At 71.0% G+C, this 26,136-nt stretch carries 30 protein-coding genes and 1 pseudogene; 21 read left to right on the top strand and 10 right to left on the bottom strand.

Going from position 1 to position 26,136, the window contains the following annotated elements; genetic code table 11:
• The first annotated feature begins 40 nt into the window (after nucleotides 1-40).
• From ACIPM1_RS21370 to ACIPM1_RS21390, 5 genes are all read left to right on the top strand, one after another.
• The gene (locus tag ACIPM1_RS21370) at nucleotides 41-325 is read left to right on the top strand and encodes an SHOCT domain-containing protein (protein ID WP_356186338.1); all 285 of its coding nucleotides are present in this window, start codon (nucleotides 41-43) and stop codon (nucleotides 323-325) included.
• A complete protein-coding gene (locus ACIPM1_RS21375) occupies nucleotides 322-906 on the top strand; it encodes a sulfocyanin-like copper-binding protein (protein WP_402436981.1) in 585 nt (194 codons plus the stop codon). Before ACIPM1_RS21370 ends, ACIPM1_RS21375 begins: the two co-directional genes overlap by 4 nt.
• Nucleotides 907-1,407: 501 nt before the next feature.
• Entirely contained in the window at nucleotides 1,408-2,727 is a 1,320-nt protein-coding gene (locus ACIPM1_RS21380) for a phosphatase PAP2 family protein (protein ID WP_402436983.1), read from the top strand.
• An 84-nt stretch (nucleotides 2,728-2,811) separates the two neighbouring features.
• Nucleotides 2,812-3,525: a hypothetical protein gene (locus ACIPM1_RS21385; protein ID WP_402436984.1), complete on the top strand. Its 714-nt coding sequence runs from the start codon at nucleotides 2,812-2,814 to the stop codon at nucleotides 3,523-3,525.
• Nucleotides 3,526-3,953: 428 nt separating this feature from the next.
• On the top strand, nucleotides 3,954-4,163 hold the full coding sequence (locus tag ACIPM1_RS21390) for a hypothetical protein (RefSeq protein ID WP_402436986.1): 210 nt from the start codon (nucleotides 3,954-3,956) through the stop codon (nucleotides 4,161-4,163).
• A 916-nt stretch (nucleotides 4,164-5,079) separates the two neighbouring features.
• Here ACIPM1_RS21390 and ACIPM1_RS21395 read toward each other — a convergent pair.
• The 3 genes from ACIPM1_RS21395 to ACIPM1_RS21405 form a co-directional block, all read right to left on the bottom strand.
• Nucleotides 5,080-5,358: a hypothetical protein gene (locus tag ACIPM1_RS21395; RefSeq protein ID WP_402436988.1), complete on the bottom strand. Its 279-nt coding sequence runs from the start codon at nucleotides 5,356-5,358 to the stop codon at nucleotides 5,080-5,082.
• A 298-nt stretch (nucleotides 5,359-5,656) separates the two neighbouring features.
• Nucleotides 5,657-6,409, bottom strand: coding sequence for a hypothetical protein (locus ACIPM1_RS21400; RefSeq protein WP_402436990.1), 753 nt, complete (start codon nucleotides 6,407-6,409; stop codon nucleotides 5,657-5,659).
• A gap of 407 nt (nucleotides 6,410-6,816) precedes the next feature.
• Nucleotides 6,817-7,575, bottom strand: coding sequence for a GntR family transcriptional regulator (locus tag ACIPM1_RS21405; protein ID WP_402436992.1), 759 nt, complete (start codon nucleotides 7,573-7,575; stop codon nucleotides 6,817-6,819).
• 187 nt (nucleotides 7,576-7,762) lie between these two features.
• Here ACIPM1_RS21405 and ACIPM1_RS21410 point away from each other — a divergent pair, with 187 nt between their 5' ends.
• The 10 genes from ACIPM1_RS21410 (at nucleotide 7,763) to ACIPM1_RS21455 (ending at nucleotide 13,948) form a co-directional block, all read left to right on the top strand.
• Nucleotides 7,763-8,092 carry a hypothetical protein gene (locus tag ACIPM1_RS21410; protein WP_402436993.1) on the top strand — a complete coding sequence of 110 codons (330 nt, stop codon included), beginning with the start codon at nucleotides 7,763-7,765 and terminating at the stop codon, nucleotides 8,090-8,092.
• A gap of 2 nt (nucleotides 8,093-8,094) precedes the next feature.
• Nucleotides 8,095-9,441, top strand: coding sequence for an FtsK/SpoIIIE domain-containing protein (locus ACIPM1_RS21415; protein WP_402436995.1), 1,347 nt, complete (start codon nucleotides 8,095-8,097; stop codon nucleotides 9,439-9,441).
• Nucleotides 9,442-9,446: 5 nt separating this feature from the next.
• Nucleotides 9,447-10,115 carry a DUF2637 domain-containing protein gene (locus tag ACIPM1_RS21420; protein ID WP_402436997.1) on the top strand — a complete coding sequence of 223 codons (669 nt, stop codon included), beginning with the start codon at nucleotides 9,447-9,449 and terminating at the stop codon, nucleotides 10,113-10,115.
• Nucleotides 10,116-10,134: 19 nt separating this feature from the next.
• Nucleotides 10,135-10,320, top strand: coding sequence for a mobile element transfer protein (locus tag ACIPM1_RS21425; RefSeq protein ID WP_402436999.1), 186 nt, complete (start codon nucleotides 10,135-10,137; stop codon nucleotides 10,318-10,320).
• Between the two features lie 16 nt (nucleotides 10,321-10,336).
• On the top strand, nucleotides 10,337-10,645 hold the full coding sequence (locus ACIPM1_RS21430) for a SpdD protein (RefSeq protein ID WP_402437001.1): 309 nt from the start codon (nucleotides 10,337-10,339) through the stop codon (nucleotides 10,643-10,645).
• Nucleotides 10,646-10,737: 92 nt separating this feature from the next.
• Nucleotides 10,738-10,917 carry a hypothetical protein gene (locus ACIPM1_RS21435; RefSeq protein WP_402437003.1) on the top strand — a complete coding sequence of 60 codons (180 nt, stop codon included), beginning with the start codon at nucleotides 10,738-10,740 and terminating at the stop codon, nucleotides 10,915-10,917.
• Nucleotides 10,917-11,123: a hypothetical protein gene (locus ACIPM1_RS21440; RefSeq protein ID WP_402437004.1), complete on the top strand. Its 207-nt coding sequence runs from the start codon at nucleotides 10,917-10,919 to the stop codon at nucleotides 11,121-11,123. The genes ACIPM1_RS21435 and ACIPM1_RS21440 overlap by 1 nt, the downstream gene beginning before the upstream one ends.
• 4 nt (nucleotides 11,124-11,127) lie before the next feature.
• Nucleotides 11,128-12,513, top strand: coding sequence for a replication initiator protein RepSA (gene repSA, locus ACIPM1_RS21445; protein ID WP_402437006.1), 1,386 nt, complete (start codon nucleotides 11,128-11,130; stop codon nucleotides 12,511-12,513).
• 2 nt (nucleotides 12,514-12,515) lie between these two features.
• Nucleotides 12,516-12,710: a helix-turn-helix transcriptional regulator gene (locus tag ACIPM1_RS21450; protein WP_402437008.1), complete on the top strand. Its 195-nt coding sequence runs from the start codon at nucleotides 12,516-12,518 to the stop codon at nucleotides 12,708-12,710.
• Nucleotides 12,710-13,948 carry a tyrosine-type recombinase/integrase gene (locus tag ACIPM1_RS21455; protein WP_402437010.1) on the top strand — a complete coding sequence of 413 codons (1,239 nt, stop codon included), beginning with the start codon at nucleotides 12,710-12,712 and terminating at the stop codon, nucleotides 13,946-13,948. Before ACIPM1_RS21450 ends, ACIPM1_RS21455 begins: the two co-directional genes overlap by 1 nt.
• An 80-nt stretch (nucleotides 13,949-14,028) precedes the next feature.
• Here ACIPM1_RS21455 and ACIPM1_RS21460 read toward each other — a convergent pair whose 3' ends face one another.
• Nucleotides 14,029-14,790, bottom strand: a complete 762-nt coding sequence (locus ACIPM1_RS21460) for a phosphoglyceromutase (protein ID WP_402437012.1) — start codon at nucleotides 14,788-14,790, stop codon at nucleotides 14,029-14,031.
• A gap of 166 nt (nucleotides 14,791-14,956) precedes the next feature.
• Here ACIPM1_RS21460 and ACIPM1_RS21465 point away from each other — a divergent pair, with 166 nt between their 5' ends.
• Nucleotides 14,957-16,273, top strand: coding sequence for an MDR family MFS transporter (locus tag ACIPM1_RS21465; RefSeq protein WP_402437014.1), 1,317 nt, complete (start codon nucleotides 14,957-14,959; stop codon nucleotides 16,271-16,273).
• A 95-nt stretch (nucleotides 16,274-16,368) separates the two neighbouring features.
• On the opposite strand, the gene ACIPM1_RS21470 is transcribed toward ACIPM1_RS21465, so the two are convergent.
• Nucleotides 16,369-16,833: a DUF2000 family protein gene (locus tag ACIPM1_RS21470; RefSeq protein WP_402437016.1), complete on the bottom strand. Its 465-nt coding sequence runs from the start codon at nucleotides 16,831-16,833 to the stop codon at nucleotides 16,369-16,371.
• Nucleotides 16,834-16,882: 49 nt separating this feature from the next.
• Here ACIPM1_RS21470 and ACIPM1_RS21475 point away from each other — a divergent pair, with 49 nt between their 5' ends.
• Nucleotides 16,883-17,692 carry an AraC family transcriptional regulator gene (locus ACIPM1_RS21475; protein WP_402437018.1) on the top strand — a complete coding sequence of 270 codons (810 nt, stop codon included), beginning with the start codon at nucleotides 16,883-16,885 and terminating at the stop codon, nucleotides 17,690-17,692.
• Nucleotides 17,693-17,792: 100 nt separating this feature from the next.
• On the opposite strand, the gene ACIPM1_RS21480 is transcribed toward ACIPM1_RS21475, so the two are convergent.
• Nucleotides 17,793-18,299 (bottom strand): YbjN domain-containing protein, encoded by a 507-nt coding sequence (locus ACIPM1_RS21480; protein ID WP_402437020.1) that lies wholly within the window; start codon nucleotides 18,297-18,299, stop codon nucleotides 17,793-17,795.
• Complete coding sequence (mshA, locus tag ACIPM1_RS21485) at nucleotides 18,292-19,629, bottom strand: D-inositol-3-phosphate glycosyltransferase (RefSeq protein ID WP_402437022.1); 1,338 nt, start codon at nucleotides 19,627-19,629, stop codon at nucleotides 18,292-18,294. Before mshA ends, ACIPM1_RS21480 begins: the two co-directional genes overlap by 8 nt.
• A 365-nt stretch (nucleotides 19,630-19,994) precedes the next feature.
• Here mshA and ACIPM1_RS21490 point away from each other — a divergent pair, with 365 nt between their 5' ends.
• From ACIPM1_RS21490 to ACIPM1_RS21500, 3 genes are all read left to right on the top strand, one after another.
• Complete coding sequence (locus ACIPM1_RS21490; RefSeq protein WP_402437024.1) at nucleotides 19,995-20,807, top strand: class I SAM-dependent methyltransferase; 813 nt, start codon at nucleotides 19,995-19,997, stop codon at nucleotides 20,805-20,807.
• A 223-nt stretch (nucleotides 20,808-21,030) separates the two neighbouring features.
• The gene (locus ACIPM1_RS21495) at nucleotides 21,031-22,173 is read left to right on the top strand and encodes an NlpC/P60 family protein (protein WP_402437026.1); all 1,143 of its coding nucleotides are present in this window, start codon (nucleotides 21,031-21,033) and stop codon (nucleotides 22,171-22,173) included.
• A gap of 287 nt (nucleotides 22,174-22,460) precedes the next feature.
• A complete protein-coding gene (locus ACIPM1_RS21500) occupies nucleotides 22,461-23,795 on the top strand; it encodes a PP2C family protein-serine/threonine phosphatase (RefSeq protein WP_402437028.1) in 1,335 nt (444 codons plus the stop codon).
• 93 nt (nucleotides 23,796-23,888) lie between these two features.
• Here ACIPM1_RS21500 and ACIPM1_RS21505 read toward each other — a convergent pair whose 3' ends face one another.
• The 3 genes from ACIPM1_RS21505 to ACIPM1_RS21515 all read right to left on the bottom strand — a co-directional run bounded on the left by ACIPM1_RS21505 (nucleotide 23,889) and on the right by ACIPM1_RS21515 (nucleotide 25,652).
• On the bottom strand, nucleotides 23,889-24,233 hold the full coding sequence (locus ACIPM1_RS21505; RefSeq protein ID WP_392194308.1) for a DUF2516 family protein: 345 nt from the start codon (nucleotides 24,231-24,233) through the stop codon (nucleotides 23,889-23,891).
• Nucleotides 24,234-24,354: 121 nt separating this feature from the next.
• Entirely contained in the window at nucleotides 24,355-25,014 is a 660-nt protein-coding gene (locus ACIPM1_RS21510) for a hypothetical protein (protein ID WP_402437030.1), read from the bottom strand.
• A gap of 83 nt (nucleotides 25,015-25,097) precedes the next feature.
• On the bottom strand, nucleotides 25,098-25,652 hold the full coding sequence (locus ACIPM1_RS21515; RefSeq protein WP_402437032.1) for a helix-turn-helix domain-containing protein: 555 nt from the start codon (nucleotides 25,650-25,652) through the stop codon (nucleotides 25,098-25,100).
• 169 nt (nucleotides 25,653-25,821) lie between these two features.
• Here ACIPM1_RS21515 and ACIPM1_RS21520 point away from each other — a divergent pair.
• Nucleotides 25,822-26,070 (top strand): annotated as a pseudogene (locus ACIPM1_RS21520) (helix-turn-helix domain-containing protein); the annotation flags it as partial.
• Between the last annotated feature and the right edge of the window lie 66 nt (nucleotides 26,071-26,136).

Below are 26,136 nucleotides of genomic sequence, written 5' to 3' on the forward strand. Positions count from 1 at the left end.
GAGATCGGAAATCCGGAATCGGCCGGGGGAAGTGATCCTCATGATGTGGTACGACGGCGGATGGGGCTGGGGCGGCTGGTTCGTCATGGCCGCGTTCATGGTGCTGTTCTGGGCGCTGGTGATCGCCGGAATCGTCGCACTGGCCCGCTACTTCGGCGGTGGCCGCCACCAGCAGCCCGGTCCTCCCACGCAGTCCGGCGCCCCCGGTGAACAGGGCTGGGGCAACCGCCGGGCGGAGGACGTTCTCGCCGAGCGCTTCGCCCGCGGGGAGATCGACGAGGAGGAGTACAAGCGCCGCCTCACGCTGCTGCGGGAGCACCGGTGAGCACGCGCCGCCGCCCAGGTGTGTGGCAGATCGTCGCCGCGGCGGCCGCCGCCCTGGTCCTGGGCATCGCCTCGACGGTCCTGCTGGCCGCCACCCATCCCTTCTCGTCCGTGGGCCCCTCGTCCTGGAGGGCGCACGGGGGACGGTGCGCGGCACCGGCGCCCGCCGGCCGTACGGTCGACGTGCTCGCCAGCGACATGGGACACATGGGGCTCGCTCCGGGCAGCCGGCACGGCATGAGCATGATGAACCTGACGGTCCACCCGGCGACGGTCCCGGCCGGAAAGGTGACGCTGCGGGTGTTCAACGCGGGACGGCTCGCCCACGAGGTCGTCGTCCTGCCCCTGCCGGCCGGCCAGTCCGCGGGCAGCCGGGCCATCGGCTCCGACCTGAAGATCGCCGAGACGGGCAGCCGCGGCGAGGCCTCCCGCACCTGCGGCGCGGGAACCGGCGACGGCATCGCCCCCGGCTCCCGGGGCTGGACGACCCTGACCCTCGCCCCGGGCCGCTACGAACTCGTCTGCAACTTCCCCGGCCACTACGCGTCCGGCATGTACACCGAACTCGACGTCACCCGCTGACGCTCCTCCAGTGTTACGGAACGCGAAAATCGAAGGCGACGACTGCGCGGATCGCCCGGCAACCGGCCGAACGGCGCAGTCGCCGGCCGGCGGGCCCAGGGAAGGCCCCGGCACAGCGGCAAGCCTCCTACCGGCGGAGACGCCGCAGCCGCGCGCCGGATGTGTGCACCCGCGATACCTCCCGTGCGGACCTCCACCCCCGAACCGTCGAGCCCTCAGCTTGGTGATCGACGGTGCTTGTGTGACCACAAGGCTATTGACCTGCACAAATCCGCTGTGCTTCCCTCCGTTGGGGCCCGGGGCACCGCTGTCGACGGCGGCTGTCCGCTCTGAAGGGCACAGGGGACGGGTGGCGTGCAGGGGCAGGCCGAGGGGGGATGAGGGGTGTCTCGGAGCTCTGGGAGATGCGCGGGGAGTGCGGGGAGTGCGGGCGAAGCGGCCGCTCCGCCCCTGCGCCTACCTCTTCCGGGCCTGACCCGGCGACGGGCGGGACTCTGGGCCGTGGCGGGCGTCGTGGTCCTGGGATTCCTCGTCGCGCTGGAACTCGCCGCGCGTCACTACGGGCTGCCGGGGCCGATCACCAACCAGGTGCGAGAGGTGGTGGGCGCCCCCAAGTCGGGCGGCCTGCTGTACGCCGCCTTGGCGTTGACGATGGTGGTCCTCACCTGGCGGGAACGGTTCGTCGCGGCAGGTGCGGCGATCGGTATCGACATCGCCTTCTCGCTGGTCCGCTGGGCAGTGGACGCCAAGACGACCGGCGGCCAGCCCTTCGGCAACGGCGCGTTGTGGGTGATCCTGGGCTACGCGGTCATCGCCGGCACCCGTCGCACCGGCCGGGAACGTGTCCTGCTGCTGAAGGGCGTCGGGCTGGGCCTGATCCTGGTGACCGGACGCAAGACCGGCGACACCTGGCTGCTCATCACCTCGAAGACCCGCCCGGCGGTCCTCGACCAGTACGTGGCGACAGCCGATCACGCGCTGGGCAATCCTTCATGGCTGGTGGGCCGGGTCGTCACGGCCACCGGCCCCATCGGCTTCAATTTCCTCGACATCGTCTACGGTCAGCTCGCCGTGGCCGCGGTGGTCGTCGCGCTGTATCAACTGCGCGGCGTGGCGGCCGAGCGCCGCTTCCCGGGCCATCACCTGGTGCGCACCTTCCTGGTGATCGGCCTTCTCGGGCCGGCCGTCTACATGATCTTTCCGGTGGTCGGGCCGATCTTCGCCTATGGCGACGGCACCGCGCACTGGGTGAAGGTCAGCCTGTGGGCGGCGGAGATCCCGTCCAGCGGGCACTGGGCGGTGGCCGACGTGTGGCCCCACATGCCGCCACCGATCACCACCCCGCGTCCCATGCCCTTCGACGGGATCACCCCGCGCAACTGCATGCCCAGCCTGCACACGGCGTGGGCTGCCGCGATCTTCATTCACTCCCGGAAGGGCCCACGCCTTCTGCGGTACGCGGGCACGTTCTGGCTGATCGCCACACTCACCGCAACCCTGGGATTCGGCTACCACTACGGCGTGGATCTCATCGCCGGCGTGGTGTTCGCGGTGACGATCGAGGCAGCTCTGCGGTCGTTCGACAGCGGCTGGGATCGATCAGGGCTCCAGCTGGTCGCCTACGGGGCCACGGTCTTCGCCGCGCTGCTGGTGTCCTACCGCTTCCTGCCGTTGAAGATGGCCGAGCATCCATGGGTGTCCGCATCCCTGCTCATGCTGACGATGTCCTCGGTGGTCTACGGCTTCGTCCGGACCACCGCGGCGCGGGAACCGAAGGCCACACCAGTGCCACAACCGGAACCACAACCAGAACCGATCTGAACCTCTCGACGGCACGAGGCCGGCGGCGCCGCGGGCCGCGCCCGGCCCGCGGTCGTCACCACGACGTCCGGAGGGTGCTGCGGCATGAACCGTGGTGCGCGGAGCCGCGTCGGCAGTCTGCGCCATCGGGCGCCGGTGGCGAGCGGCCTCGTCTTGATCCTGAGTCTGGCCATGACCGGCTCTGTACCGGCGACGAGCGCCGCTTCGGGTCCCAGGCCACCGGGATGGGCCCGGCTCTGCGACTCCTCGTTGAACGGACCTGCCGCTGAAGCGCTGGTACGTCTCACCGGACGCAGGCACGTTCAGGAGTATCCGGGGATGATGCACGCCTCGCTCGCGAAGGCCGCTGCCAGTGTGCGGGGATGGGATGAGGACGGCTTCGGCTTCTGCACGCTCTACACCCGAAAACGGCTCGCTCCGGCAGAGTGGGAGATGGCCGCAGACATCTGGGTCGGCATAGCCCCGTACCCCATGACGAACAGGTCGGATGAAGAGGGCTACCTGTATTTCGGTATGGGAGAGACCACCGAAACCTTCGCCGTCGCGGGGGCCAGGCCCGGTCGGTTCGGGCGTCACGCATGGCTCGACTTCCACTGTCAGGGCATGGGAGGGGACTCGGTACGGATGGCACTGACGGTCGACTGGCCCTTTCGCGGCGATGCCCGCCGGCAGGCTGCCGACATGGTCACCGTGATCCACTCCGTGGCCTTGAAGTTCAGTGAGGAGCTGAGTTGCGGCCCGGAGGACGAACTGCCGGCTACGCCACCGACAGAACCGACCGAGGAGTCCGCACCATGACGCCGGCCGCGGGTCGGAGACCCGGCAGGTCGGCACCGCGGAGCCGGGCTGTTCGGCGGTCGGCGAGTCGCTGACGGCCCAGAGACGACCCGGCCCCACCAGAAAGCCCCCGCCCCGCGAAGAACTCGCAGGGCGGAGGCTTATAGGTGTGTGCTTACTTCTTCTTGCCCTGGGTCTTGCCGGGGATCTTGGGGAGCTGGGTTTTTGCTGTTCAGGAGCGGTGGACTCGTGCGCCTGGTGGTCGTTGTTGGTCGTCGTTGGCCACTGTTAGGCGGCCTCGGACGGCCCAGGGACGGCCCAGGATCGCCCGGGTCGCCGCGCGGGGCACAACGCATGCCACGCCACGGCAGGACTCTTCTGGCCCTAGGTACTCTGTGGCGGCAAAACCTTGTTGCCCGGTGAGCCGCCTATCGGATTCGATCGCAGCCATGACCGATGGTGCCGCAGTGGACGTTGCCGACGAACAGATCCTCAGCAACCAAATCATCCGGGGTCTCAAGACACTCCGTGATCATCTGGGCTGCTCGCTTCATGAGGCCCTGGTCGTCTTTGCCGCCAGGTACGAGGTGCTGAGAGTGGAGCGTCCGGGCGACTTCGTATGCGGTCATGACGAGTACTGGGTCGGCTTCTACTCGTGAGGATGTGCCGGCCGCTGACTAGGCTTGAGGTCAAGAGCACTCAGCTTGGGAAGCTGAGGTGATCTAGGGCTCGCTGCGGGCTGACCTGCTGCGGAAGGGCGTCGCCGACCAGCGGCGCGTCCGTTGCTTCCCCGGTGTTCCCCGTGGTTCCCCGCACGATCTGGCACGCCTGTGGCACGACCGCTTTCCTGTGGGCGGGCACCCCTGGGTACCAGGCGCTTAGGAAATGTGGGCACGCCCCAGTGGCGCAGCCCGGCAGCCACGTGCCGTTTCCGTGACAAGCTGCCGGGGACCGCCGTCGTCCAAGCGCGTTGCCGTCAGCGTTGCCGTCTCGGCCGTCGGCCTGGTGGCTGCATAGCCGTGACGCCTGCACAGCTACCTCTTGCAGTGTTGGCAGGCCGTGAGCCCCTGCTTCTTGGCCTCGTCCTCGGGTATCGATTCCCGGCCCATGTATGTGTCCTGCTTTCCATTAAGCGAGGGACAGTCAAGGGCGACGGCAGCACCGGGCGCCGCCCCGTCCTCACCCTCGCCGACAGGCTCCTGGCCGCGCTCCTCCACTACCGGCTCGGCCTGCCCCAGGTCACCCTCGCCGCCCTGTTCCGCGTCTGACCAGAGACGATCAACAGGCGCCTCCGCGACATCCGGTGTCTGCTGGAACAGGCAGACCACAGCATCCAACCCGCCGGACAGCGACTGGACACCCTGGACCAGCTTTACGACCTCGCAAGCACGGTGGGCATCGCCCTCCCAGCAGTGATCAAGACCGCGAGTTAATGATCTGCGGGCCCGGCGGTGGCGAGTTCGACGTCGGACAGTGTCTTCCACGGCCGCTGGTGAGGGCGCCTGCGCACCCAGATGCCCGAGCAGCGGCACGCCCGCCCCCACGGCCCGAAGGCGGGCGCGGTAACGCTACTGGTCAGCTGGCCTTCTGCTCTTCTCGCAGTTCGTGGACGTTGGCGGCGGTGAGGGTGCCGTCTTGCAGTTCGTAGTGCGAGAGGGCGAGGCCGAGGCCGAAGAAGGTGGGTGCCCATTCGCCGACAAAGATGCCCCATCGGTCGGCTCGGTCGAGGCCTCTTCCGGATTCGGCTTTGAGGCTGCCAGCCCAGGCGGCGATGCTGAAGCCGATGGAGGCGAGGCCCGCCGTGTAGGCGTGTTCGCTGCGGATGCCCATTTCGTGCATCTTCTTGATGATCATTCGATGGGTCTCCGTTCTGTCGGGTTCCGAGCGAGTCCCCTGTCTGCGTGACTCTTATGCGCCGATTTATCACACTTTAACCGCTGCCTGCTTCCTGCGCCGCTCGTAGGCTGGTGAGGCTCGGGGCTAGTGTCTCGAAGTGTAGGGCCGGGTCTGTGACCTGCGGCCGCATAATCGATCAACGCCGCGACCTGCGACTTGGCTGTCGGTAGTTGTCAGCGTTGGTCGTCGTTGAGCGCCTGCGCACGGCTCAGAGACGGCTCGAGCGAGGGCGCCGCGGGGTGCCTCTCGATGCGAACTATGGGCGGGAAATGCCGCGCAGAGAGCCTGCCAGCTCGGAAACGTGTCGGGCCTGGTCGGCGGACAGCCGTCGCGCCTCCCACAGCAGCGCCGCGGTGTCCACGACCTCCGGGGACGGAGAGGGTGGCTTCACAGGCAGAATGACGCCCGTTAGGGCGGCCAGTTCGCTGGCATCCATCCCCAGCACGGCAGCGAAGTCCGTCACCAAGCGCGGGGTTAGCTCCATACGACCGGAGCCGATCACGCCGTACGTGGCCGCCGAGAGGTTTGTAGGCGTCATGAACGCAAGCGTCTTCGCCATGCCCAGCCAGTTCAGGTTGCGGTACTGAAGCATGCGGATCACCCAAGCGCCCGGTCCGCTGGCGAGGGGTATGAGCGGCTTCGGGGTGAAGCTGGATCGCCGTTCCTCCTGCGGCAGTGAGCGGATCAGCCGCAGAAGTTCACGGCGTCCCGCCGCGGGGAGACGCACTGCATCCGTCACTGTGCTCGCCACCCAATTCGCGGCCGTGGCGTCCAACGGTGCCATATCTTCAGGGACCGCCAACCCCGCAAGGACGAACAGATCGACGGCGTGGAAACCCAGTGCGGACGCAAGCCCTCGGAGCGGCCTCTCGCCTGGGCTCTGCCCTGAGAGCACCGCGCGGATCTCGTCTGCGGTCACCCCAGCCCGGTCGGCCAACTCCTGCACGCCAAGGTGTCGATCGTCCAGCAACCACGCCAGCATCGCGCCGAAGCCAGGATGCTTCATCATGCCCGCAGCCTAGCCAGAAGCGCGGACCCCAATCCTGGCATGCCCACGCGGTCGGTGCAGCGACTTTGGCCGGGAGCTGCTTTGGCGCGAGTGATCATGGCCCCGTAAGCTTCCGGCGCGTCGGGCAGTCTGTGGACCTGCCCGATAAAGCACGACGTTGGGGCCATGATCTTCGAGGCTCGCGCCAAAGTGGCTGGCTAAAGTCGCGGAGCCGACCGCCCCAGCCACGACGTGTTCTGACCTCATGCTCTGTGTGCCTGCCTCTTGGGCGGGAGCGGGCGGCCGGCGGTGCCGAGCGGGGCGGAGACATGAGCGCGGGCGCCGTCGGCCGCCCGCGCCCGCCCGGAGGAGCGAAGCGACGACGGGTGCTTGATGAGGTAGAGAAACCTGTAACAACTCGCGTGGGCTCACGCGTCGAAGTCGTACTCCAGGATGTAGGAGGCAGCGTCCAGCGTCATTTCGTTGATCTCGACGGGGCGGCCTTCGTCTGCGAACGCGGTACGGCAGATGAGGATGACAGGCGTGCCCGCGGAGATGTTCAACTGTGCCGCCTCCTCCTTCGAGGGCATGCGGGAGCGGATCTCCTCGCGGAAGTGCACTGGCTTGCAGCCGAGTTCGGCAAGCCTGGCGTACGTTCCGCCCGGCCCGGTGTCCTCCTGGGTGATCGCGGACCCGGCAACCACTGACGTGGGCAGGTAGCTCGTCGCGAGCAGCACGGGTTTCCCGTCCAGGACGAAGCGCCGCCGCCTCACGCATACCGTTTCCTCGGCGGCCAGGTCCAGAACCGCACTGATGCGCTCGGGCGCGGCCTCCTCGGACACGGCGACCTGGTCCACCTCAAGTGCGCGGTTCTCGATGTCCGCGGACCAGATGGAACGGCCGCTGCCCCACTGCTCCTGGGAAAGCCGCTGGATGCCTCGGCGCCGAAGCGGGCGGAAGGCCCGGACAAACACGCCGGCACCCTTGCGGGCCTCGGCGACGCCTTCGTCTCGGAGCACGCTCAGCGCCTGTCGTGCCGTCATGCGGGCCACGCCGTGCGCGGCCATCAGCTCGTTCTCTCCGGGGAGGCGATCACCGGGGCCGTACTCGCCCGACTGGATCGCCTCGCGCAGGGAGTCCGCGATCCGCTGGTACTTCGGCCGACGGTCGTTGTCGGTGTTGGCCATTCCGGAGCCCTCCTCTCTTCTCTAGACAGCCTAGGCCATGGGTATGGCGCTCGCTCTCTGCGTGTAGCCGCGATCTTCCACTCTGCACCTCTCTAGACATCACGCTTGACATCTCTAGAGATGCATCCCAAAGTGGAGATGTCTAGAGAGGTCGCGTCGGGCGGCCTCCTGAACGAGGGATGTGCTCATGCCGTCTTTCAAGATCGACCTTTCGTCCGCTGTGGTGTTCGTGGCGACCGCGCCGACGCCGAAGCTGGCCAACGCGAAGACCGGTGAGCGTGCGATGGACCGGGAGACCGGGGCGCCGCTGTCGACGGTGGGCCTGCTGGTCTCGGACGAGGGAGAGGGGAACCTCTACCAGGTCACCATCCCGGAGACCGGTTACCCCGAGGGTCTGGCGCCGGGTCTGCCGGTGAAGGTGGTCGGGCTCAAGGCGCGGGACTGGGAGAACGAGTTCAACGGCCAGAAGCGACACGGCATCTCGTTCCGCGCGGTCGCGATCACCTCGGCGGCCTGACCATGACCGACCTGTCCATGGTCCTGGAGACCACGGGCGCCCTGGCGGGGGCCGGCGGTCTCGGCTACGCGAAGGTACGCGCACCGCGCCTGTACTGGTCGCTGGTCGGACTGCCGGTCACCTGGGGCCGGTTCACCCTCTCCTACCGCTCCACGATGGACGTGTGCGGGCTGACGGTGCAGCCGTCGCGCCTGCGGGCCTTCATCACGCGGAACGTGGCCCGGCGTGAGGTGCTGCCGGTCCCGCCGAAGGTCCGCCGGGTCTGCGGTACGTCGACCGGACTGCGGGTGACCCTCAGGCTTCCCGCCGGCCTGGAGCCGGGCGACCTGATGGCCGCCTCGGAACGGCTGCGGCACGCCTGGGGCGTCCACTCGGTCACCGTCGTCGAGACCAAGCCGGGGTACGTCCAGCTCCGCATGACCGGCTATGACGTGCTGCGCCGGGTGAAGATGCCCCGTGGGGCCCGCCCCGATGGCCTGGCCGTGCCGGTGGCGCTGCGGGAAGACGGGACGGCGTTCGTCCGGGACTACCGCAAGGTGCCCATGGCGCTGACGCTCGGCGCGAACAACTCGGGCAAGTCCGTGTACCAGCGCAACCTGATCAAGGGCTTGGCGCGGCTGCCGGTGGCGCTGGTCGGGATTGACTGCAAGCGCGGAGTCGAACAGTCGGCGTACGCGTCCCGGCTGTCGGCACTGGCCACGACACCGGACGATTCCGCCTCGCTGCTCGACGTCCTGGTCGCGGAGATGGAATCCCGCTTCGACCTGCTGAGCGAGCATGGCGTCTCGGACATGTGGGACCTGCCCGAGGACTTACGGCCCGTGCCGGTCGTCCTCCTGGTCGACGAGGTAGCCGAACTGTTCCTGATCTCCTCCCGCAAGGACGAGGAGCGGCGGGAACGGATCGTCACCGCCCTGATCCGGCTGGCGCAGATGGCCCGCGCGGTCGGGATCTACCTGGAGGTGTGCGGGCAGCGCTTCGGCTCCGAGCTGGGCAAGGGCGCGACCATGCTGCGCGCCCAGCTCACCGGACGAGTGGTGCACCGGGTCAACGACAAGCAGACCGCCGAAATGGGCCTCGCCGACGTGGCCCCGGATGCGGTCACGGCCGCCGGCCTGATCCCCGCGGAGCGTCCCGGAACGGCGGTCGCGGCGGACTCCTCCGGGGGCTGGGCGAAGATCCGCACCCCGCACACCTCACGGGATGAGGCCATGGCGGTGTGCCGGGAGTTCGCCCACCTCCTCCCGGAGCTGCCCGCCCTGGACCCGTACCGGCCGCACGTGCCCACCGAGACCCCGGCGGCCGGTCCGTCGCTGCTCAAGCCGCTGCCAGTCACGGACCCGGGGTGATCACGGTGAACCGCTCGCGCCGCCCTGATGCCGTCCTCATCCAAGCCGTGATCGCCGGTGCCCTGTCCTTCGCCCATCTGCATGACCTGGCTGCGGCGGCTGGGCAGTCCGGATGGAAGGCGTGGGCCTATCCGGTCTCGGTCGACCTGCTGTTGGTCGCCGCCTGGCGTCGACTGCGCACCGGCCGGGACCGGTCCTCCTGGACCTGGTTCGCCATCGCCCTGGCGGCCTCGCTCGGCGCCAACGTCGCCACCGCCGGGCTGCTCGACCTGCACAACGTGCCCGCATGGCTGCGCATCCTCGTCGCCGGATGGCCCGCCCTCGCCTTCCTCGGCGGAACCCTCCTCGTCCACGCCCCCGCTTCCGCCCCGGTCACCTCGGAGCCGGAGCCGGGCGAAGGACCGGTGGCCCCGGAAGTCGATGTGCACCGCACCGACACACCCGAACCGGCGGCCCCGACTTCTGTCGCGGCGGCGGAACTGACGACCGCGTCACCCAAGCCGCCCGCCGACACCCCGGCCGTCCCGCCGGCCTTGCTCGCTCACGCCCGCTCGATCGCCGACGCGCACCGGGATACCACCGGCGAGCCGATGACCGCCGATGCGCTCACCGTCCGGCTCGGCCTGCCCGCCCCGACCTGCCAAGCGATCGCCGCACAACTCCAACTCATCTGACACCGAGGGGGGTCCACCCATGCGTCCGAACCGCTTCTACGACGTGATCCAGATCGGGCCGGTCAAGGTCGGCACCTACAACAACGGCCGTGGCCAGACCAAGCACACCGCCGCCTGCACCGCTCCCGGCTGCGGCTTCTCCACCGACTACCGCGACCGCTCGGCCGCGGAACTGGCCGCCCGCACCCACCGCTGCAACGTCTGACAGGAGGAAAGGTCCCGTGCTCACTCCGAAGTACCCGACCCCGGACACCGCCCCCGTGGCCCCGGCACCGGTAGCCACGACCGACAACACTCCGGCCACCATCACCCCGACCCGGGCACCAGTTGCCCCGGCATCGAACCGGCCCACGGTCCAGCTCACCCCGGGCAGCGCGCTCGCCCTCGCAGCTGGCGGCGGCGCCGTGGTCCTGGTCGTCGGCGCGGTCCTGGTCTCCATGCTCCTGGCGGTCGCCATCACCGGCGTCTCCGTCGCCCTGGTCGCCGTCGTCCTGCGTTCGCTCGTCAAGGACCTGCACAACCACCGCTGAACGGCCCCCGGAGCGGCCTCGGTCGCCAAACTTCCGCCGCTCCGGGCGCCTGCACCCATCAGATCTAACGGACCCGAAAGGGAAGCCTCATCATGCCCCAGCGCTCGCAGACCACGCGTGTCTGCCGCAACTGCGACGGCTTCGCCGCCGCCGCGATCACCACCGGTACCCGCCACCGCGACGGCACCCGCGTCACCCTCCGCGTGGCCTGCCCCACCTGCAAGGGCACCGGCACCGCCCGTCGCGTGCGCACGCAGGAGGTGACCGTCTAATGCCCCGCAACTGGAGCCGTGGAGTCGAACGCATCGCCTACGAGGGCATCGACGGCGAGTACGACCGCCTGAAGAAAACCGCCAAGGCGCACGATCTGCACGACAGCAAGCGTGACGCCAAGCCGTCCCGCACCGGCCGCACGGACCTGTCCGGGCCGACCAGCAACGACGCCAACACCCCGAAGAAGCGTCGTTGGGGCCGGTGATCAAGTGACCGACACCGCCACCATGGCGGGCCTGGACCCGGCCACCCTCGCCGACGTGCTGAGGCTGGTCGGGTCAGACGGCTTCGACCGCATCCAAGACCAGATCCGCCGCACCGGCGGCTGCACCGACCCCATCCGCCTGCAGGGCACCACCGTCACCCGCGACCGCCTGAGCGGACACGTCCTGCACTCCTACTCGACCGACACCGAACCGGGCGGCGTCCTCCGCGTGGCCTGCGGCAACCGCCGGGCCTCCCGTTGCCCGTCTTGCGCCTGGACCTACGCCGGGGACACCTACCACCTCATCCGCGCCGGCCTCGTCGGCGACCCGGACAAGGGCACCCCCGAAACGATCCGCGACCACCCCCGCATGTTCGCCACCCTCACCGCGCCCTCGTTCGGCCCGGTCCACAACCGCCCCGGCAACCGGCCCTGCCGCTGCGGCACCCACCACCCCGAGGACGCCCCGGAACTGGGCACCCCGCTCGACCCGGACTCGTACGACTACGCGGGCGCGGTGCTGTGGAACAACCACGCCTCCGACCTGTGGCGCTACTTCACGATCTACCTGCGCCGCGAGATCGCACGCCGCGCTGGCCTCACCCAGAAAGCCGCCCGCGAACAGTCCCGCGTCTCCTTCGGCAAGGTCGCCGAATACCAAAAGCGCGGAGCCGTCCACTTCCACGCCGTGATCCGCTTCGACGGCCCCGAAGGACCCGACGACCCGCCGCCGGCCTGGGCCACCCTCGACCTGCTCACCGACGCCATCCACGCCGCTGCCGCCCGCGTCGCCGTCGACGTGCCCCCGGCCGGGGACCAACCCGCCCGCACGCTGCGCTGGGGCACCCAGCTCGACGTCCAGCCCATCGGCGCCTTCGGCCAGGGCGAAGAGATCACCGAACAGGCCGTCGCCTCCTACGTCGCCAAGTACGCCACCAAGGCCGCCGAGACCACCGGCACCGTAGACCGCCGCCTCGGCAACAAAGAGGCCCTGGACCTGCTCGGCGTCCCTGAGCATCCGGCTCGGCTCATCGCCGCCTGCCTCGACCTGCACGCGCTCTACCCCGACCGGAAGTTACGCGACTGGGCCCACATGCTCGGCTTCCGCGGCCACTTCTCAACCAAGTCCCGCAGCTACTCCACCACCCTCGGCGCCCTCCGCCAGACCCGTGCCGACTACCGCGCCGCCCAGCAACGCGAAGCACTCGGCCTGCCCGACCCCGACGACCAGGAGGCGACCACGCTCACCCTCGCTCACTGGACTTATGCCGGCCACGGCCACACCCCCGGCGAATCCTGGCTCGCCGCCAACGTCCGCCGCGACATCCAGCACAACCGCGAAACCGCCCGCGAAGCCCTCGCCGACCTCGACGCCGACGGGGAGTGGTGACCATGAGCCGCCCCCTCCCGGACCGCTACCTGACGCCCGTCGACGTCGCCGACCTCCTGGGCGTGCCCATCGAGACCGTCTACCAGTGGCGCCGCAAGCGCACCGGGCCCCGCGGCTTCCGCGTCGGCCGACACGTCCGCTACGACCCCGAAGACGTCCGCGCCTGGGTCGCCTCCCTCATCGAGGAGACCGCCTGATGGCCGGGCACATCCAAGACCGCTGGTACAAGACCGTCACCGGCCCCGACGGCAAGGCCGTCAAGCTCAAGACCGACCGCTACGGCTCGCGCTCCCGTTACCGCGCCCGGTACATCGGCCCCGACGGCACCGAGAAGTCCAAGAGCTTCCCCGACAAGCAGAAGCGGCTGGCGGAGCAGTGGCTCGCGCACATCGAGGCCGACATGTCACGTGGCCAGTACATTGATCCCCGCGTGGCGCGTACGACCTTCCGGCAGTACGCGGATCGGTGGGTGGCCACACAGGGAGCTGATCCGAACACGCAGGCGTCGATGGAGTCGCAGCTACGACTGCATGCCTACCCATACCTGGGCACGAGGCCGCTGGGATCCTTCCAGCCCGAACACATCCGCGAGTGGGTGCGGCTTCTCCAGGAGAACGGCGTTCGTGGGTCGTACGCCCGGACCATCTACTCCAACGTGCGCGCCGCTCTCAGCGCGGCCGTGGACGACGGCCACCTTCCCCGCAACCCATACGCCGCCCGATCGGTCCGTGCGCCGGCCATTGACACCAGGCGGCTGGCTCCCTGGAGCCGGGAGCGGGTCTTCGCCGTACGGTCGGCCATGCCTGAGCGGTATCAGGCGATGGTCGACCTGGGCGCGGGCTGCGGCCTCCGGCAGGGCGAAATCCTGGGCCTGGCCGTGGACGCCATCGACTTCCAGTCCATGACGCTGCACGTCGTCCAGCAGCTCAAGCTCAGCCGCAGCAAGCCCGTGTTCGCTCCGCCCAAGGGTGGCAAGCTCCGCGACGTTCCTCTTCCCGGCCCGATCTCGGATGCGCTGCGTGCACACACTGAGCGCTTCCCGCCGGTCGAGATCACGCTGCCCTGGAAGGTCGCAGACGGTCCGCCGGTGACGAGACGCCTTGTCTTCTTCGGCCCACGTGGAGGGCACGTCTGGCGGACGTCACTGAACGAGGAGGCGTGGAAACCCGCGCTGGCGGCGGCCGGAGTCATTCCCACGCCCGAGCGAGGCCAGCCGTACCCCGAGTCACGCGAGAACGGGATGCACGCGCTCCGGCACTTCTACGCCTCCGTGCTCCTGGACGCCGGGGAGAGCATCAAGGCCGTGGCCGAGTACCTCGGGCACTCCGACCCCGGCCTCACTCTGCGGGTGTATGCACACCTCATGCCGTCGAGCCAGGAGCGCACCCGGGCCGCGCTTGCGAGCGTCTTTCTTCCGGCCCAACCGGACCCCTGACGGCCCACAGACGGCCCACAGGCACGAAAGAGCCCCCCATCTACGACAGAACCGCAGGTGGGGGGCTTCTTCGGGGCCGGTTACTTCTTCTTGCCCTGGTTCTTGACCGCCTCGATCGCTGCCGCGGCCGCCTCGGGGTCGAGGTAGCGGCCGCCGGGGGTGACCGGCTTGAAGTCGGCGTCCAGTTCGTAGACAAGGGGGATGCCGGTCGGGATGTTCAGGCCCGCGATGTCGGCGTCCGAGATGCCGTCCAGGTGCTTGACCAGGGCGCGCAGGCTGTTGCCGTGGGCGGCGACGAGGACCGTGCGGCCGGTCAGCAGGTCCGGGACGATGCCGTCGTACCAGTACGGGAGCATCCGGAAGACGACGTCCTTCAGGCACTCCGTCCTCGGGCGCAGCTCCGGCGGGATGGAGGCGTAGCGCGGGTCGTCGGACTGGGAGAACTCCGTGCCGTCCTCGAGCGCCGGCGGCGGGGTGTCGTAGGACCGGCGCCACAGCATGAACTGCTCCTCGCCGAACTCCGCGAGGGTCTGCGCCTTGTCCTTGCCCTGCAGGGCGCCGTAGTGGCGCTCGTTGAGGCGCCAGGTGCGGTGGACCGGGATCCAGTGCCGGTCGGCCGCCTCCAGCGCGAGCTGCGCGGTACGGATCGCGCGCTTCTGGAGGGACGTGTGGACCACGTCGGGGAGGAGGTCGGCGTCCTTCAGGAGCTCGCCACCGCGGACTGCCTCCTTCTCGCCCTTCTCGTTCAGGTTGACGTCCACCCAGCCGGTGAACAGGTTCTTCGCGTTCCACTCGCTCTCGCCGTGGCGGAGGAGGATCAGCTTGTACGGTGCGTCGGCCATGCCTCAGAGCGTAATCCACGCATTCGAACCCCTGCGTGGCCTGCCCGGCAGGCGGACGGTTGACGGCTTCTGTTAATTGAGTGGCCCCTACGGAGCGCCCGGTCGTAAGTTGTGCTCGCCGCTTGAGCCGCTTACATCACCGCCGCAGCCGTAGGGGGATCCCGTCATGTCCGTCGCCCGTCTCAGAGGTGCCGCCCGGGAGACCGTCTCGGGGCTCCCCCGTGCGTTCTGGTGGCTGTGGACCAGCACCCTGGTCAACCGGCTGGGCGCCTTCGTCGCCACCTTCATGGCGCTGTACCTGACCCTGGACCGCGGCTACTCCGCCACGTACGCCGGTCTCGTCGCCTCGCTCCACGGGCTCGGCGGTGTCGTCTCCTCCCTCGGCGGCGGTGTGATGGCCGACCGGCTCGGGCGGCGGCCGACCCTGCTCGTCGCCCAGTCCGCCACCGCCGTCTCCGTGGCGGTGCTCGGCTTCGTGCACGACCCCGTCGCCATCGCCGCCGTCGCCTTCCTCGTCGGCCTGAGCAGCAACGCGTCCCGGCCGGCCGTGCAGGCGATGATGGCCGACATCGTGCGGCCCGAGGACCGGGTGCGGGCCTTCTCGCTCAACTACTGGGCGATCAACCTCGGCTTCGCCGTCTCCTCCATGGCCGCCGGCTTCATCGCCGAGTTCAGCTATCTCGCCGGTTTCCTGATCGAGGCGGGGATGACCCTGCTCTGCGCCGTCGTCGTCTTCCTGAAGCTGCCCGAGTCCCGGCCGACCGTGCCGTCCGGCGCGCAGGGCGGCGTGTCGCAGGCCGTCGGCCTCGCCGACGTGCTCCGCGACGGGCGTTTCATGGCCGTCGTCGGGCTGTCCTTCCTGGTCGCCCTGATCTTCCAGCAGGGGTCGGTCGGCCTGCCGGTGGCCATGGGCACGGCCGGGTTCGCGCCCGCCGACTACGGCATGGCGCTCGCCGTCAACGGTGTGCTGATCGTGGCGCTGCAGATCCCGGTCACCCGGTTCATCGAGCACCGCGACCCGCGCCGGCTGCTGGTCGTCTCGTCCCTGCTCGCCGGGTACGGCTTCGGGCTCACCGCCTTCGCCGGCTCGGTCGGCGCGTTCGCCCTGACGGTCTGTGTGTGGACCCTCGGCGAGATGCTCAACGCGCCCACGCAGACCGGGCTGGTCGTCCAGCTGTCCCCGGTGCACGGGCGCGGGCGCTACCAGGGCGTGTACACCCTGTCCTGGTCGCTGGCGGCCCTGATCGCCCCGCTGATGTCCGGCTACGTCATCGACCGCCTCGGCGCCGGATGGCTGTGGGGCCTGTGCGCACTCGTCGGCACCGCGGCGGCCGTCGGGTACGGCGTGCTGATGCGCAGCCTGCCCAAGGAGCAGCCGACCGGTGCCGAGGTCGCGGAGTGCACCGAGGTCTCGGAGAGCGCCACGGTCCCGGAGAGTACCGAGGTGGCGGGGAGCGCCGCGCCCCAGGTGACGGCCGCGTGAGCGTGCGTCCGGGCGCCCTCGGCGCGTGATCGCGGCGGCAGGCCCCGTGCGGGCCTGCCGCCGACGTCACGCCCGCGGCACCTTCGCACCCGCTCTCACGGATGCATCCGCGCCCCCTTCAGCACCTTGTCCACCGCGTTCCGCGGTCCGTACACCGCCAGTCCCACCAGGTCCAGCTCGCCGGTCGGTACGGCGCGCACCGCCGCGCGGTTGTCTCGGTCGTTGCCCGTCGTGAACAGGTCGCCGGTGAACACCGCCCGGGGCAGCGCCCGGCAGAGCGCCCGGGCGTGCGCCGCCGTCAGGGTCTTTCCGGTGCCCTCGAACACCAGGACCGGCTGGCGGAACATCGAGAGGTACGGCACACCGTCGGCGTCCTCGTACGGCTCGCCGACCACCTCGGGGACCGCCGTGCCGAGGCCGCTGACCAGGAACGCGGTGACGTTCAGCCGCTGCCAGGGCTCCAGGTCCGCGCGCAGCAGGACGGCGATCTTGGTGTCGAAGCGGACCGGGGCCTCGCAGGAGGTCTCGGCGGGGGGCCGGCCGTGGGTCTCGATGCTCATGCCGTGAGACTGCCGTCCGCCGTACGGCATCGTCTTGTACGTTCTTTGCATGGCCGCGCAGCCCGAGGTCACCGCCTGGCGCCCCCACGTCCCGGGGGTCGTGGAGGTCTTCCACGCGCACTTCACCGAGTACGCCTATCCGATGCATGTGCACGAGGCGTGGACGCTGCTCGTCGTGGACGACGGCGCCGTACGGTACGACCTGGACCGGCACGAGTACGGCACTCCGCACGACACGGTCTCGCTGCTGCCGCCGCACGTCCCGCACAACGGCTCCCCCGCCACCCCGCACGGCTTCCGCAAACGCGTCCTCTACCTGGACGCCACGGTCCTCGGCACCGACCTGATCGGCCCGGCCGTGGACGGGCCCGGCCTGCGCGACCCCTTGCTGCGCCGGCGCGTCGGGCAGCTGCACACCGTGCTCGCCCGCCCCGGCGACGAACTGGAGGCCGAGAGCCGGCTCACCCTCGTCGGCGAGCGGCTGCGCACCCATCTGCGGCCGCGGCTCGCCGCCGGGCCCGCGCGCGACGACGGCACCGTCGCCCACCGGCTGCGCGAGCTCCTCGACGAACGGGTCACGGAAGGCATCGCCCTCGGCGAGGCCGCGCGGCTCGTCCAGGCCCATCCCGCGCACCTGGTACGGGCGTTCAGCGGCGCCTACGGCATCGCGCCGCACCAGTACCTCATGTCCCGCCGCGTCGACCGCGCCCGGCGGCTGCTGCTGGAGGGGCTGCGGCCGGCCGAGGTGGCCACGACGACCGGTTTCTACGACCAGGCCCATCTCACCCGGCACTTCAGAAGGCTCGTGGGGGTGACGCCGGGCCGCTACGGCGGGAGCTTCCGGCCGGGCGGACGCTGAGCGCGCTGAGCCTCGTACGGGTGCCGTCAGTGCCGTACGAGCTGGCCCGGGGCCGTGGCCAGTCGGCCCGGGTCCGTAGTGAATCGGCCCGAGTCCGTGGTCAGTCGGACGGGCGCTCGGTCAGGTGCGCGAACGCCTCCAGGTTCCGCGTCGACTCGCCGCGGGACACGCGCCAGGCGTACTCCCGGCGGATCGCGGAGGCGAAGCCGAGTTCCAGCAGGGTGTTGAAGCTGCCGTCGGCGGCCTCCAGCACCTGCCCGAGCAGCCGGTCGACCTCGTCGGGCGTGACGGCGGCGAGCGGCAGGCGGCCGGTGACGTACACGTCGCCCAGCTGGTCGACGGCGTAACTCACGCCGTACAGCTTGAGGTTGCGCTCCAGCAACCAGCGGTGGACGGCGTCCTCGTTCTCGTCGGGGTGGCGGATGACGAAGGCGTTGAGGGAGAGCGAGTGCCTGCCGACGATCAGGGACAGGGTGGTCGACAGCTTGCGGGTGCCGGGGAGTTTGGTGACGTACGTGCCCGACTCCGGGCTCTCGAAGTCCAGTTCGGCGTCCTTGAGCACGCCCTCGATGACCTGCGCCGCCCGCTGCTGCTCTGCCTCACCCATGGTGCGAGCGTACGCGACGGCGGTGGGCCTGCATCGCGGCCGTGTAGACGTCGGCCGTGGCGGCGGCCGAGGCGTCCCAGCCGAAGGAGCGCGCGTGCCGGGCGGCCGCGGCGCCCATCCGGTCCGGCAGGTGGGGGTCGTCGGCGAAGCCGCGCAGCACGCGCGCGTAGTCGGCCGGGTCGTGCCCGCGCACCAGGTACCCCGTCTCCCCGTCCCGCACGGCCACCGGCAGCCCGCCCACCGCGGCCGCGAGCACCGGCGTGCCGGCGGCCTGGGCCTCTATCGCGACCAGGCCGAAGGACTCGCTGTAGGAGGGCATGACCAGGACCGAGGCGGCCCGGAACCAGTCCGCGAGCTGTTCCTGCCCGACCGGCGGCCGGAACCGTACGACGTCGGCGATGCCGAGCCGGGCCGCCAGTTTCTGCAGCCCCTCCGGCTTGGCCAGGCCGCTGCCGCTGGGGCCGCCGACTATGGGCACGACGAGGCGGGAGCGCAGTTCGGGCCGCTCGTCCAGGAGGGCGCCGACGGCCCTGATCAGCACGTCGGGCGCCTTCAGCGGCTGGATGCGGCCGGCGAAGAGCGGGACGAGCGCGTCCTGCGGCAGGCCGAGGCGCGCGCGGGCGGCGGCGCGGCCGTCGCCGGGGCGGAACCGGCCGAGGTTGACGCCGGGGTGCACGACGGCGACCTTGTCGGGGTCGGCGGCGTAGTGCCGGACGAGTTCGTCGGCCTCCTCGGCGGTGTTGGCGACGAGCCGGTCGGCGGCGGCGACGATCTGGGTCTCGCCGATGACGCGGGCGGCGGGCTCGGGGGTGTCGCCGTCGGCCAGGTTGGCGTTCTTGACCTTGGCCATGGTGTGCATGGCGTGCACCAGGGGGACGCCCCAGCGCTGGGCGGCGAGCCAGCCGACGTGGCCGGAGAGCCAGTAGTGCGAGTGGACGAGGTCGTAGTGGCCCGGGCGGTGGCCGGCCCATGCCTGCATCACGCCGTGGGTGAAGGCGCACAGCTGGGCCGGGAGCTCCTCCTTGGCGAGGCCCTCGTAGGGGCCCGCGTCGACGTGCCGGACAAGGACGCCGGGGGCGAGTTCGACGGACGGCGGGAGGTCGCCCGCGGTGGCCCGGGTGAAGATCTCGACCTCGATGTTGATCGCGGCGAGGCGCTGGGCGAGTTCCACGATGTAGACGTTCATGCCGCCGGCGTCGCCCGTGCCGGGCTGGTGGAGCGGTGAGGTGTGCACGGAGAGCAGGGCGACGCGGCGGGGCCGCCGGTGCAGCCTGAGCCGCGAGGGCGCCGCCGCGGAGCGACGCCCGAGCCTGCTGACGTACTGGCTCACGTGGCGTTCCTCCTCGCTGCGGGCATGCCGTACGGCGGGCGCCGAGCGCCCTTCAGGGGCTAACGCCGGAGGTGTTGGCTCCATTTCCGGTGCGGGCCCCTTTGCCCAATCATTACTTGATCTCGCTCAACCGTTCGAGGGGGCGGCGGATGGGGTCGGGAGGGGGCCCAAGGGGGGCCGGGCGGACCCGGATTAGGGCCCGGGCAGGGCTCAGGCGGGCCGGCGCGGGGCCCGAGCGGGGGCTGGGGCCCGGGCGGGAGCGAGGGTGGCCGGAACGAAAGCCGGAAGAAGACGAGGGTACGGCCCCGACCGCGGCGTGCGTCCCCTTCCGGGTGCCCACCCGGTGCCCGCATACCCTCGTATCCATGACATCCCGCGCAGCGACCCGCCCCGTGGGCACGGTGACGCGCGGGACGACCAACCCGAACCGGCTCCGCCGGATGGACCGCTGGATCGCGGTCACGCACGGCGCCGAGCTGCGCCGGGCCACCGACCCGGTGGCCGTCGACCTCGGCTACGGCGCCGCCCCGTGGACGGCGGTCGAACTGCTGCACCGGCTGCGCACCGCCGCGCCCCGCGCGCGTGTGGTGGGCGTCGAGATCGAACCGGCGCGGGTGGCGGCCGCGAAGCCGTACGAACGCGAGGGGCTGGTCTTCCGGCACGGCGGCTTCGAGGTTCCCGTCGCCCGGCGGCCGCACCTCATCCGCGCGGCGAACGTGCTGCGGCAGTACGACGAGGCCGAGGTCGCCGCCGTCTGGGAGCGGCTGTGCGCGCGGCTCGCCCCGCCGGAGGCGCACTCGCGCGGAGGGCTGCTCGTCGAGGGCACCTGCGACGAGGTCGGCCGGCGGCACGTCTGGGTCGCGCTCGGCCCCGAGGGCCCCCGTACGGTCACCTTCGCGACCCGCCTCGGCTCCCTGGACCGCCCCTCCGACCTCGCCGAGCGCCTCCCGAAGGCGCTCATCCACCGCAACGTCCCCGGTGAGCCGGTGCACGCCTTCCTGCGCGACTTCGACCGCGCCTGGGCGGCCGCCGCGCCCTACGCCTCCTACGGCGCCCGCCAGCGCTGGATCCGCGCGGTGCGGGACCTGACGGCCGGCTGGCCGGTGACGGACGGGCCCGCGCGGTGGCGGCAGGGCGAAGTCACGGTGGCCTGGAAGGCGTTGGCACCGCGCGGCTGACCGCATGACCCGCCCCGACCTGCGGGGAACGATCTTCGTGCGTCGTTCGTCACACAGGCGGGGAGATCGTCCTGGCCGGCGCCCGCGAGGGGGAGGGAAGCCGTCGTACAGCCGGGTGCCGTCCGCGCAACGCCGAGCGCGCCTCTGTCGCTTTTCGCCCGAACATGGCACGATCCCCCCGGTGTCGTAAGTTACTGACGGTAAATCAGCTTGGGGGCTGAGTATGGGACGGGGCAGGAGCAGTGCGCTCGCGGCGGCTGTGGCCGTGGTCTGCGCGGTCACCGTGCTGGGGGCGCCGGGCACGGCATTCGCGAGCGCGGGGCCCGCGCCCACTCCTCCCGCCTCCGCCTCTCCCGGCGCGTCGCCGGCCGACTCACCCACGGCCCCACCGTCCGGCTCGCCCTCCACCCCCGCGAGCCCGCCCGCGGACAAGGACCTCGAAGCCGTCCGCGCCAAGCTCGACAAGCTCTACCACGACGCCGCGGTGGCCACGGACGCGTACAACGCCGCCGAGGAGAAGGCCCGCAAGCAGTCCGCCGAGATCGTCGACCTGGCCCGGAAGATCGTCAAAGGACAGCAGCGGCTGGACGAGTTGAAGGACCGGGCCGGTGCCGCCGCCCGCGCGCAGTACCGCACCGGGGGACTGCCGCCCGCGGCTCAGCTCGTGCTCAGCGACGATCCGCAGCAGTTCCTCGACGGCGCGGGCCGCGTGCTGCAGGGCGAGCGGGCCACCAGGGACCTGCTCGCGGAACTGAGCCGTACCCAGAAGGACTTGAAGAAGTACGCGCAGGACGCCGCCGACCGCTGGCAGAGACTGGAGGCGAACCGCAAGGCGAAGGCCTCGGCGAAGAAGAAGATCCAGCAGCGGATCAAGACGGCCGAGGAACTGCAGTCCACGCTGGAGAAGCGGCAGCAGGAGCGCCTGGAGCGGCTGGAGCAGGAGGCCGCCCTGAAGGCGCAGACGGCCTGGCTCGACACGGGCGTGCTCAAGGAGATCAGCGGCAAGGCGTCCGAGGCCGGCCGCGAGGCGGTGAAGTACGCCACCGCCCAGATCGGCAAGCCGTACGAGTGGGGCGCCGAGGGGCCGAAGACGTACGACTGCTCCGGGCTGACCTCGCAGGCCTGGGCCGCGGGCGGCCATCCCATCCCGCGCACCTCCCAGGAGCAGTGGAAGCAGCTCCCGCACGTGGACGTGAAGGACATGCGCCCCGGCGACCTGATCATCTATTTCGACGACGCCAGCCATGTGGCGATGTACGTCGGCGACGGCACGATCGTGCACGCCCCGCGGCCGGGGCGGACGGTGACCGTCGCGGGCGCCGGTTCGATGCCGATCCTGGGGGTCGTACGGCCGGACGCGGGCTGACCGTCCCGGACGCGGACCGAACAGGAATACGGTCGTGACCTGGACCATGTGACGGATCGCACTCGGGCGCGCCCTCAAACCCCGCCCCGGCGTGAGCTACGTCATGCCAGCCTCGGAGGAGCCCTGTCCAACTCCGGCAGGAAACGCGGCATATGACGCTGGCCGAGGCCCGAGCGACGCGCCTCACACCATTCCGCTGCCGCGCCTACTACCGCTAGTGTCCCCGTCGGTGGAGCGAGATCCCTCGCGCCCGCCATGCCCTCGGGGGGAGGGAAGGAACCAACACGATGCCCGTGCCCGTACCGCGGCAGAAAGCGTTCCCGGCCGCGGAGAGCGGTCAGGCGCAGACCGTGCCCCACGGCGGCGGCCCCTCCGCAGCCCAGGCCCTGCCCAAGGAAGCCACGGTCGAGAAGAACACCCGCGACACCGCCCACGCCCACGCCCACAGCACCAACCTCACGCTGCTGCTGATCGAGGACGACCCCGGCGGCTCGCCGATCGTGCCCGACCTGCTCGACCAGGCCGGCAAGCCCATCCGCGTCCGGACGGCCCGCAACCTCACCGAGGCCGGGCGGCTGCTCACGGACGACGTCCACTGCATCCTGCTGGACCTCGCCCTGTCCGCGCCCGGCCGGGCGGGTGCCGACGACGACGAGCTGGCCGTGCTCAAACACGTGCTCGAGCTCGCGCCCCGGCACGCCGTCCTCGCGCTGACCGCGTCCGGCGACGCCGAGCGCGGCGCGGAGGCGGTACGGGTCGGCGCCCAGGACTACCTGTTCCGCGACGAGCTGGACGGGCGGCTGCTGAGCCGTGCGATCCGCTACGCGGTGGAGCGCAAACGCTCCGACACGGCCGAGCGCCGGCTCGCCGAGGGCAGACTGCGCGCGCAGGAGAACCGCCGCCTGGAGCGCGGTCTGCTGCCGACCCCCCTGCTGGACGGGGCCTCGCTGCGCTTCGCCGCCCGCTACCGGCCCGGCCGCTCGCGCGCATTGCTCGGCGGCGACTTCTACGACGCCGTGCGCACGCCCGACGGCACCGTGCACGCCATGATCGGCGACGTCTGCGGGCACGGCCCGGACGAGGCCGCGCTCGGCGTGGAGCTGCGCATCGCCTGGCGGGCGCTGACGCTGGCGGGGCTGTGCGGGGACGAACTGCTGAACACCCTGCAGCAGGTGCTGGAGCACGAGCGCGCCGACGACGAGATCTTCGCGACGCTCTGCACGGTCGACATCGCGCCCGACGGGCGCCGGGCGGGCCTGTGCCTGGCCGGCCATCCGGCGCCGCTGGTCGCCCACCCGGGCCGGCCCGCCAAGCTGCTGCCCTACGACAACAACGGCCCGGCCCTCGGCCTGCTGCCGGGCGCCCGCTGGCCCCGGATGCAGGTCGAGCTGGGGGCCGAGTGGAGCCTGATGCTCTACACCGACGGCCTGATCGAGGGCCGGGTCGGCGCGGACGGCGAGCGGCTCGGCCAGGACGGCATGGTGGAGATGGTCCGCCGCCAGCTGGCCGAGGGCCTGCGCGGCGAGGCTCTGCTGCGCGCGGCGGTGAACGAGGTCCGCGACCTCAACGGCGGCGAGCTGACCGACGACGTGGCGGTGGTCCTGCTGGACCGGGAGCCGTAGCGGCTCGATCGGGGCCCCTTACGGGCCCGCCGCGTTCCGAGCAGCGGGCCCGGAGTGCCCCTTTTGAGACGGCCCCCCGAGACGTCCCCGGGCTCAGCGTCCGCCGTTGTAAGGGCCGTACGGGCCGTCACTGCTGCTGCCGCGGCGGCGGCCCCAGCCGCTGCCGCCCGACACCTGCTTCAGCGCGGGCCGTACGTCGACGATGTAGACGATGCTCGCGATCACGCCGATGATCGGCAGGAACGACAGGATCGAGAACAGGTAGCTCACGACGAGCGCCAGGGCCAGGATGATCAGCCAGAACACCTTGTTCTGCTTGTCGGCCGCGCGGAAGGCGTCCTCGCGCCGGAAGGCGGCGTCGAACAGCCCGAACGCGGCCAGGGCCATGAGCAGGATCTTCAACAGCCCCAGGAACCCCGCGAAGCCCAACATCAGCATGCTGTCCACCGCCCGATCTCTCCCGTTTCCTTTGCGGCCACCGTACCCGTAGAACGGGCCGGACACCCCAAGGGTGCCCGGCCCGCGGAACCCGCCCGGAAGCGCCGGGCGCGGGTGCCCTCTACTTGGCGGGCGGCGTGGTCTTCTTGGTGGCCGTGGGCTTGCGGGTCACCGGAGCCTTCTTCGGCGGCGCCGGCTTGTTCGCCGCGGCGGCCTCGGCGGGCTTGGGCTGCTTGACCTCGACCGGCTCGGTCCTCGGCTCGACCGCGATGGCGAGCTCCTCGACCTCCTCGGCGATGTCCTCGATGCCCTCGGCCGCCTGGCCGCGCCAGGTCCGCACGGTCTGCTCGCCGTGCTCGGCGACCTTCTCGTAGGTCTCACGGGCCTTCACGGCGTACTCGGCGGCGACGCCGACGCCGCGCAGGGCGAGGTCCTGGGCGGTCTCGCCGAGCTTCTTCAGGTCGGCGTCGAGGTTGGTGGAGAGCTTCTTCAGGTCGGAGTCCAGGGAGTTGATGAACTCGCCGACCCGGGTCTGGATGGTCGACTGCGTCTCCCGGACGCGAGTGCCGGCCTCCTTGGCGCGGGCGGCGGCCCGCTCCTGAACGACCTTGGGGTCGGTGTTGCGCACCGCGTCGATACGGGCCGGGGCCTCGGCGCGCAGCTGCTCCACCAGGGCGGGCACCTTCTTGGCCTGCTGCAGGGCCAGGTCCGCGGTGCCCGCGGCGAAGTAGAGCGGCGTCGGGTCGCTGAGGGTCTTGCGCAGGTCGTCGGTGATGGCCATGGTGATGGACCTCCCGGTCGCTTTCGGCTGAGGGTTGTGGTGTTCCGCGATCGGCCGGCCGCGCGGCCCCTGGGGGCGCGGGTTCAGCCGGCCTCCTTCCGCGGATCGGCGTCACTGCCGCGGGACGTGCGGGTACCGGTGGCGTCACTGGTGTCCTCGGCGCCGCCGCCCCGGGTGCGCGGGGCGCCGGGCACGTCCGGAACGTCTGCTCGGGGCGCGCGGACACCGTCCGCGCCGCGGACCTCGTCGTCCGTCCGCCCGTCCGCCGGGCCGTCCGCCTTGGTGATCCCGAACCCGTTCTCCTTGCGGAAGGACTCGTAGATCTGGAGCAGCACCTGCTTCTGCCGCTCGTGCAGCGAGGGGTCGGCGAGGATGACGGCGCGCGTCTCCACCTCGTCCCGTGCGCGCTCGGCGTCGAGGATGCCGGCCCGCACGTACAGCGTCTCGGCAGAGATGCGCAGCGCCTTGGCGACCTGCTGGAGCACCTCCGCGCTCGGCTTGCGCAGCCCGCGCTCGATCTGGCTCAGATACGGATTGGACACCCCGGCGGCGTCGGCGAGCTGCCGCAGCGACAGCTGCGCGTTGCGCCGCTGCTCGCGCAGGTACTCACCGAGATTGCCGACGTTGAGCGATGCCATGCCTCCACCTTGCACCACCCTCGCTAACAATTGCAAGCACCCGCTTGCAAGAGTGCGCTACGCCACCCGGCGGTCAGGGAGCGGAGAACCCGTGGTTGACCTTCACCTTGGGGGAGCCCACAGCATCGGTGAGGCCGGGCGACGTGCTCGGCACGAGGAGGGGGAGAGCATGGGGTTGCTGACCATCGGGGCGTTCGCCAAGGCGTCCCGGCTGTCGCCGAAGGCGCTGCGGCTTTACGACGAGCTCGGCCTGCTGACCCCCGCTCGCGTCGACCCGGTGACCGGCTACCGCCTCTACGCACCGGAGCAACTGGACCAGGCCCGACTGGTCGCCTGGCTCCGGCGCCTGGGGATGCCTCTCGCCCGCATCCAGAAGGTCTGCGCGCTGGAGGCGGGTGCGGTACCTGCTCTGCTCCGACGGCCTGTCGACCGTCGTGCCGGCCGAGAGATCCACGGAGTGCTCTCCGGGACGACGGAGCCCGAA

Origin of the sequence: Streptomyces sp. NPDC086766, assembly GCF_044746005.1 — a bacterium.
Lineage (GTDB): Bacteria > Actinomycetota > Actinomycetes > Streptomycetales > Streptomycetaceae > Streptomyces.

Excerpts from the sequence above, each read along its gene's own strand:
- ACIPM1_RS21370 (WP_356186338.1), top strand. The coding sequence starts at position 41 with ATGATGTGGTACGACGGCGGATGGGGCTGGGGCGGCTGGTTCGTCATG.
- ACIPM1_RS21385 (WP_402436984.1), top strand. The coding sequence starts at position 2,812 with ATGAACCGTGGTGCGCGGAGCCGCGTCGGCAGTCTGCGCCATCGGGCG.
- ACIPM1_RS21390 (WP_402436986.1), top strand. The coding sequence starts at position 3,954 with ATGACCGATGGTGCCGCAGTGGACGTTGCCGACGAACAGATCCTCAGC.
- ACIPM1_RS21395 (WP_402436988.1), bottom strand. The coding sequence starts at position 5,358 with ATGATCATCAAGAAGATGCACGAAATGGGCATCCGCAGCGAACACGCC.
- ACIPM1_RS21400 (WP_402436990.1), bottom strand. The coding sequence starts at position 6,409 with ATGATGAAGCATCCTGGCTTCGGCGCGATGCTGGCGTGGTTGCTGGAC.
- ACIPM1_RS21405 (WP_402436992.1), bottom strand. The coding sequence starts at position 7,575 with ATGGCCAACACCGACAACGACCGTCGGCCGAAGTACCAGCGGATCGCG.
- ACIPM1_RS21410 (WP_402436993.1), top strand. The coding sequence starts at position 7,763 with ATGCCGTCTTTCAAGATCGACCTTTCGTCCGCTGTGGTGTTCGTGGCG.
- ACIPM1_RS21415 (WP_402436995.1), top strand. The coding sequence starts at position 8,095 with ATGACCGACCTGTCCATGGTCCTGGAGACCACGGGCGCCCTGGCGGGG.
- ACIPM1_RS21425 (WP_402436999.1), top strand. The coding sequence starts at position 10,135 with ATGCGTCCGAACCGCTTCTACGACGTGATCCAGATCGGGCCGGTCAAG.
- ACIPM1_RS21435 (WP_402437003.1), top strand. The coding sequence starts at position 10,738 with ATGCCCCAGCGCTCGCAGACCACGCGTGTCTGCCGCAACTGCGACGGC.
- ACIPM1_RS21440 (WP_402437004.1), top strand. The coding sequence starts at position 10,917 with ATGCCCCGCAACTGGAGCCGTGGAGTCGAACGCATCGCCTACGAGGGC.
- ACIPM1_RS21450 (WP_402437008.1), top strand. The coding sequence starts at position 12,516 with ATGAGCCGCCCCCTCCCGGACCGCTACCTGACGCCCGTCGACGTCGCC.
- ACIPM1_RS21455 (WP_402437010.1), top strand. The coding sequence starts at position 12,710 with ATGGCCGGGCACATCCAAGACCGCTGGTACAAGACCGTCACCGGCCCC.
- ACIPM1_RS21460 (WP_402437012.1), bottom strand. The coding sequence starts at position 14,790 with ATGGCCGACGCACCGTACAAGCTGATCCTCCTCCGCCACGGCGAGAGC.
- ACIPM1_RS21465 (WP_402437014.1), top strand. The coding sequence starts at position 14,957 with ATGTCCGTCGCCCGTCTCAGAGGTGCCGCCCGGGAGACCGTCTCGGGG.
- ACIPM1_RS21470 (WP_402437016.1), bottom strand. The coding sequence starts at position 16,833 with ATGAGCATCGAGACCCACGGCCGGCCCCCCGCCGAGACCTCCTGCGAG.
- ACIPM1_RS21475 (WP_402437018.1), top strand. The coding sequence starts at position 16,883 with ATGGCCGCGCAGCCCGAGGTCACCGCCTGGCGCCCCCACGTCCCGGGG.
- ACIPM1_RS21480 (WP_402437020.1), bottom strand. The coding sequence starts at position 18,299 with ATGGGTGAGGCAGAGCAGCAGCGGGCGGCGCAGGTCATCGAGGGCGTG.
- ACIPM1_RS21490 (WP_402437024.1), top strand. The coding sequence starts at position 19,995 with ATGACATCCCGCGCAGCGACCCGCCCCGTGGGCACGGTGACGCGCGGG.
- ACIPM1_RS21495 (WP_402437026.1), top strand. The coding sequence starts at position 21,031 with ATGGGACGGGGCAGGAGCAGTGCGCTCGCGGCGGCTGTGGCCGTGGTC.
- ACIPM1_RS21500 (WP_402437028.1), top strand. The coding sequence starts at position 22,461 with ATGCCCGTGCCCGTACCGCGGCAGAAAGCGTTCCCGGCCGCGGAGAGC.
- ACIPM1_RS21505 (WP_392194308.1), bottom strand. The coding sequence starts at position 24,233 with ATGCTGATGTTGGGCTTCGCGGGGTTCCTGGGGCTGTTGAAGATCCTG.
- ACIPM1_RS21510 (WP_402437030.1), bottom strand. The coding sequence starts at position 25,014 with ATGGCCATCACCGACGACCTGCGCAAGACCCTCAGCGACCCGACGCCG.
- ACIPM1_RS21515 (WP_402437032.1), bottom strand. The coding sequence starts at position 25,652 with ATGGCATCGCTCAACGTCGGCAATCTCGGTGAGTACCTGCGCGAGCAG.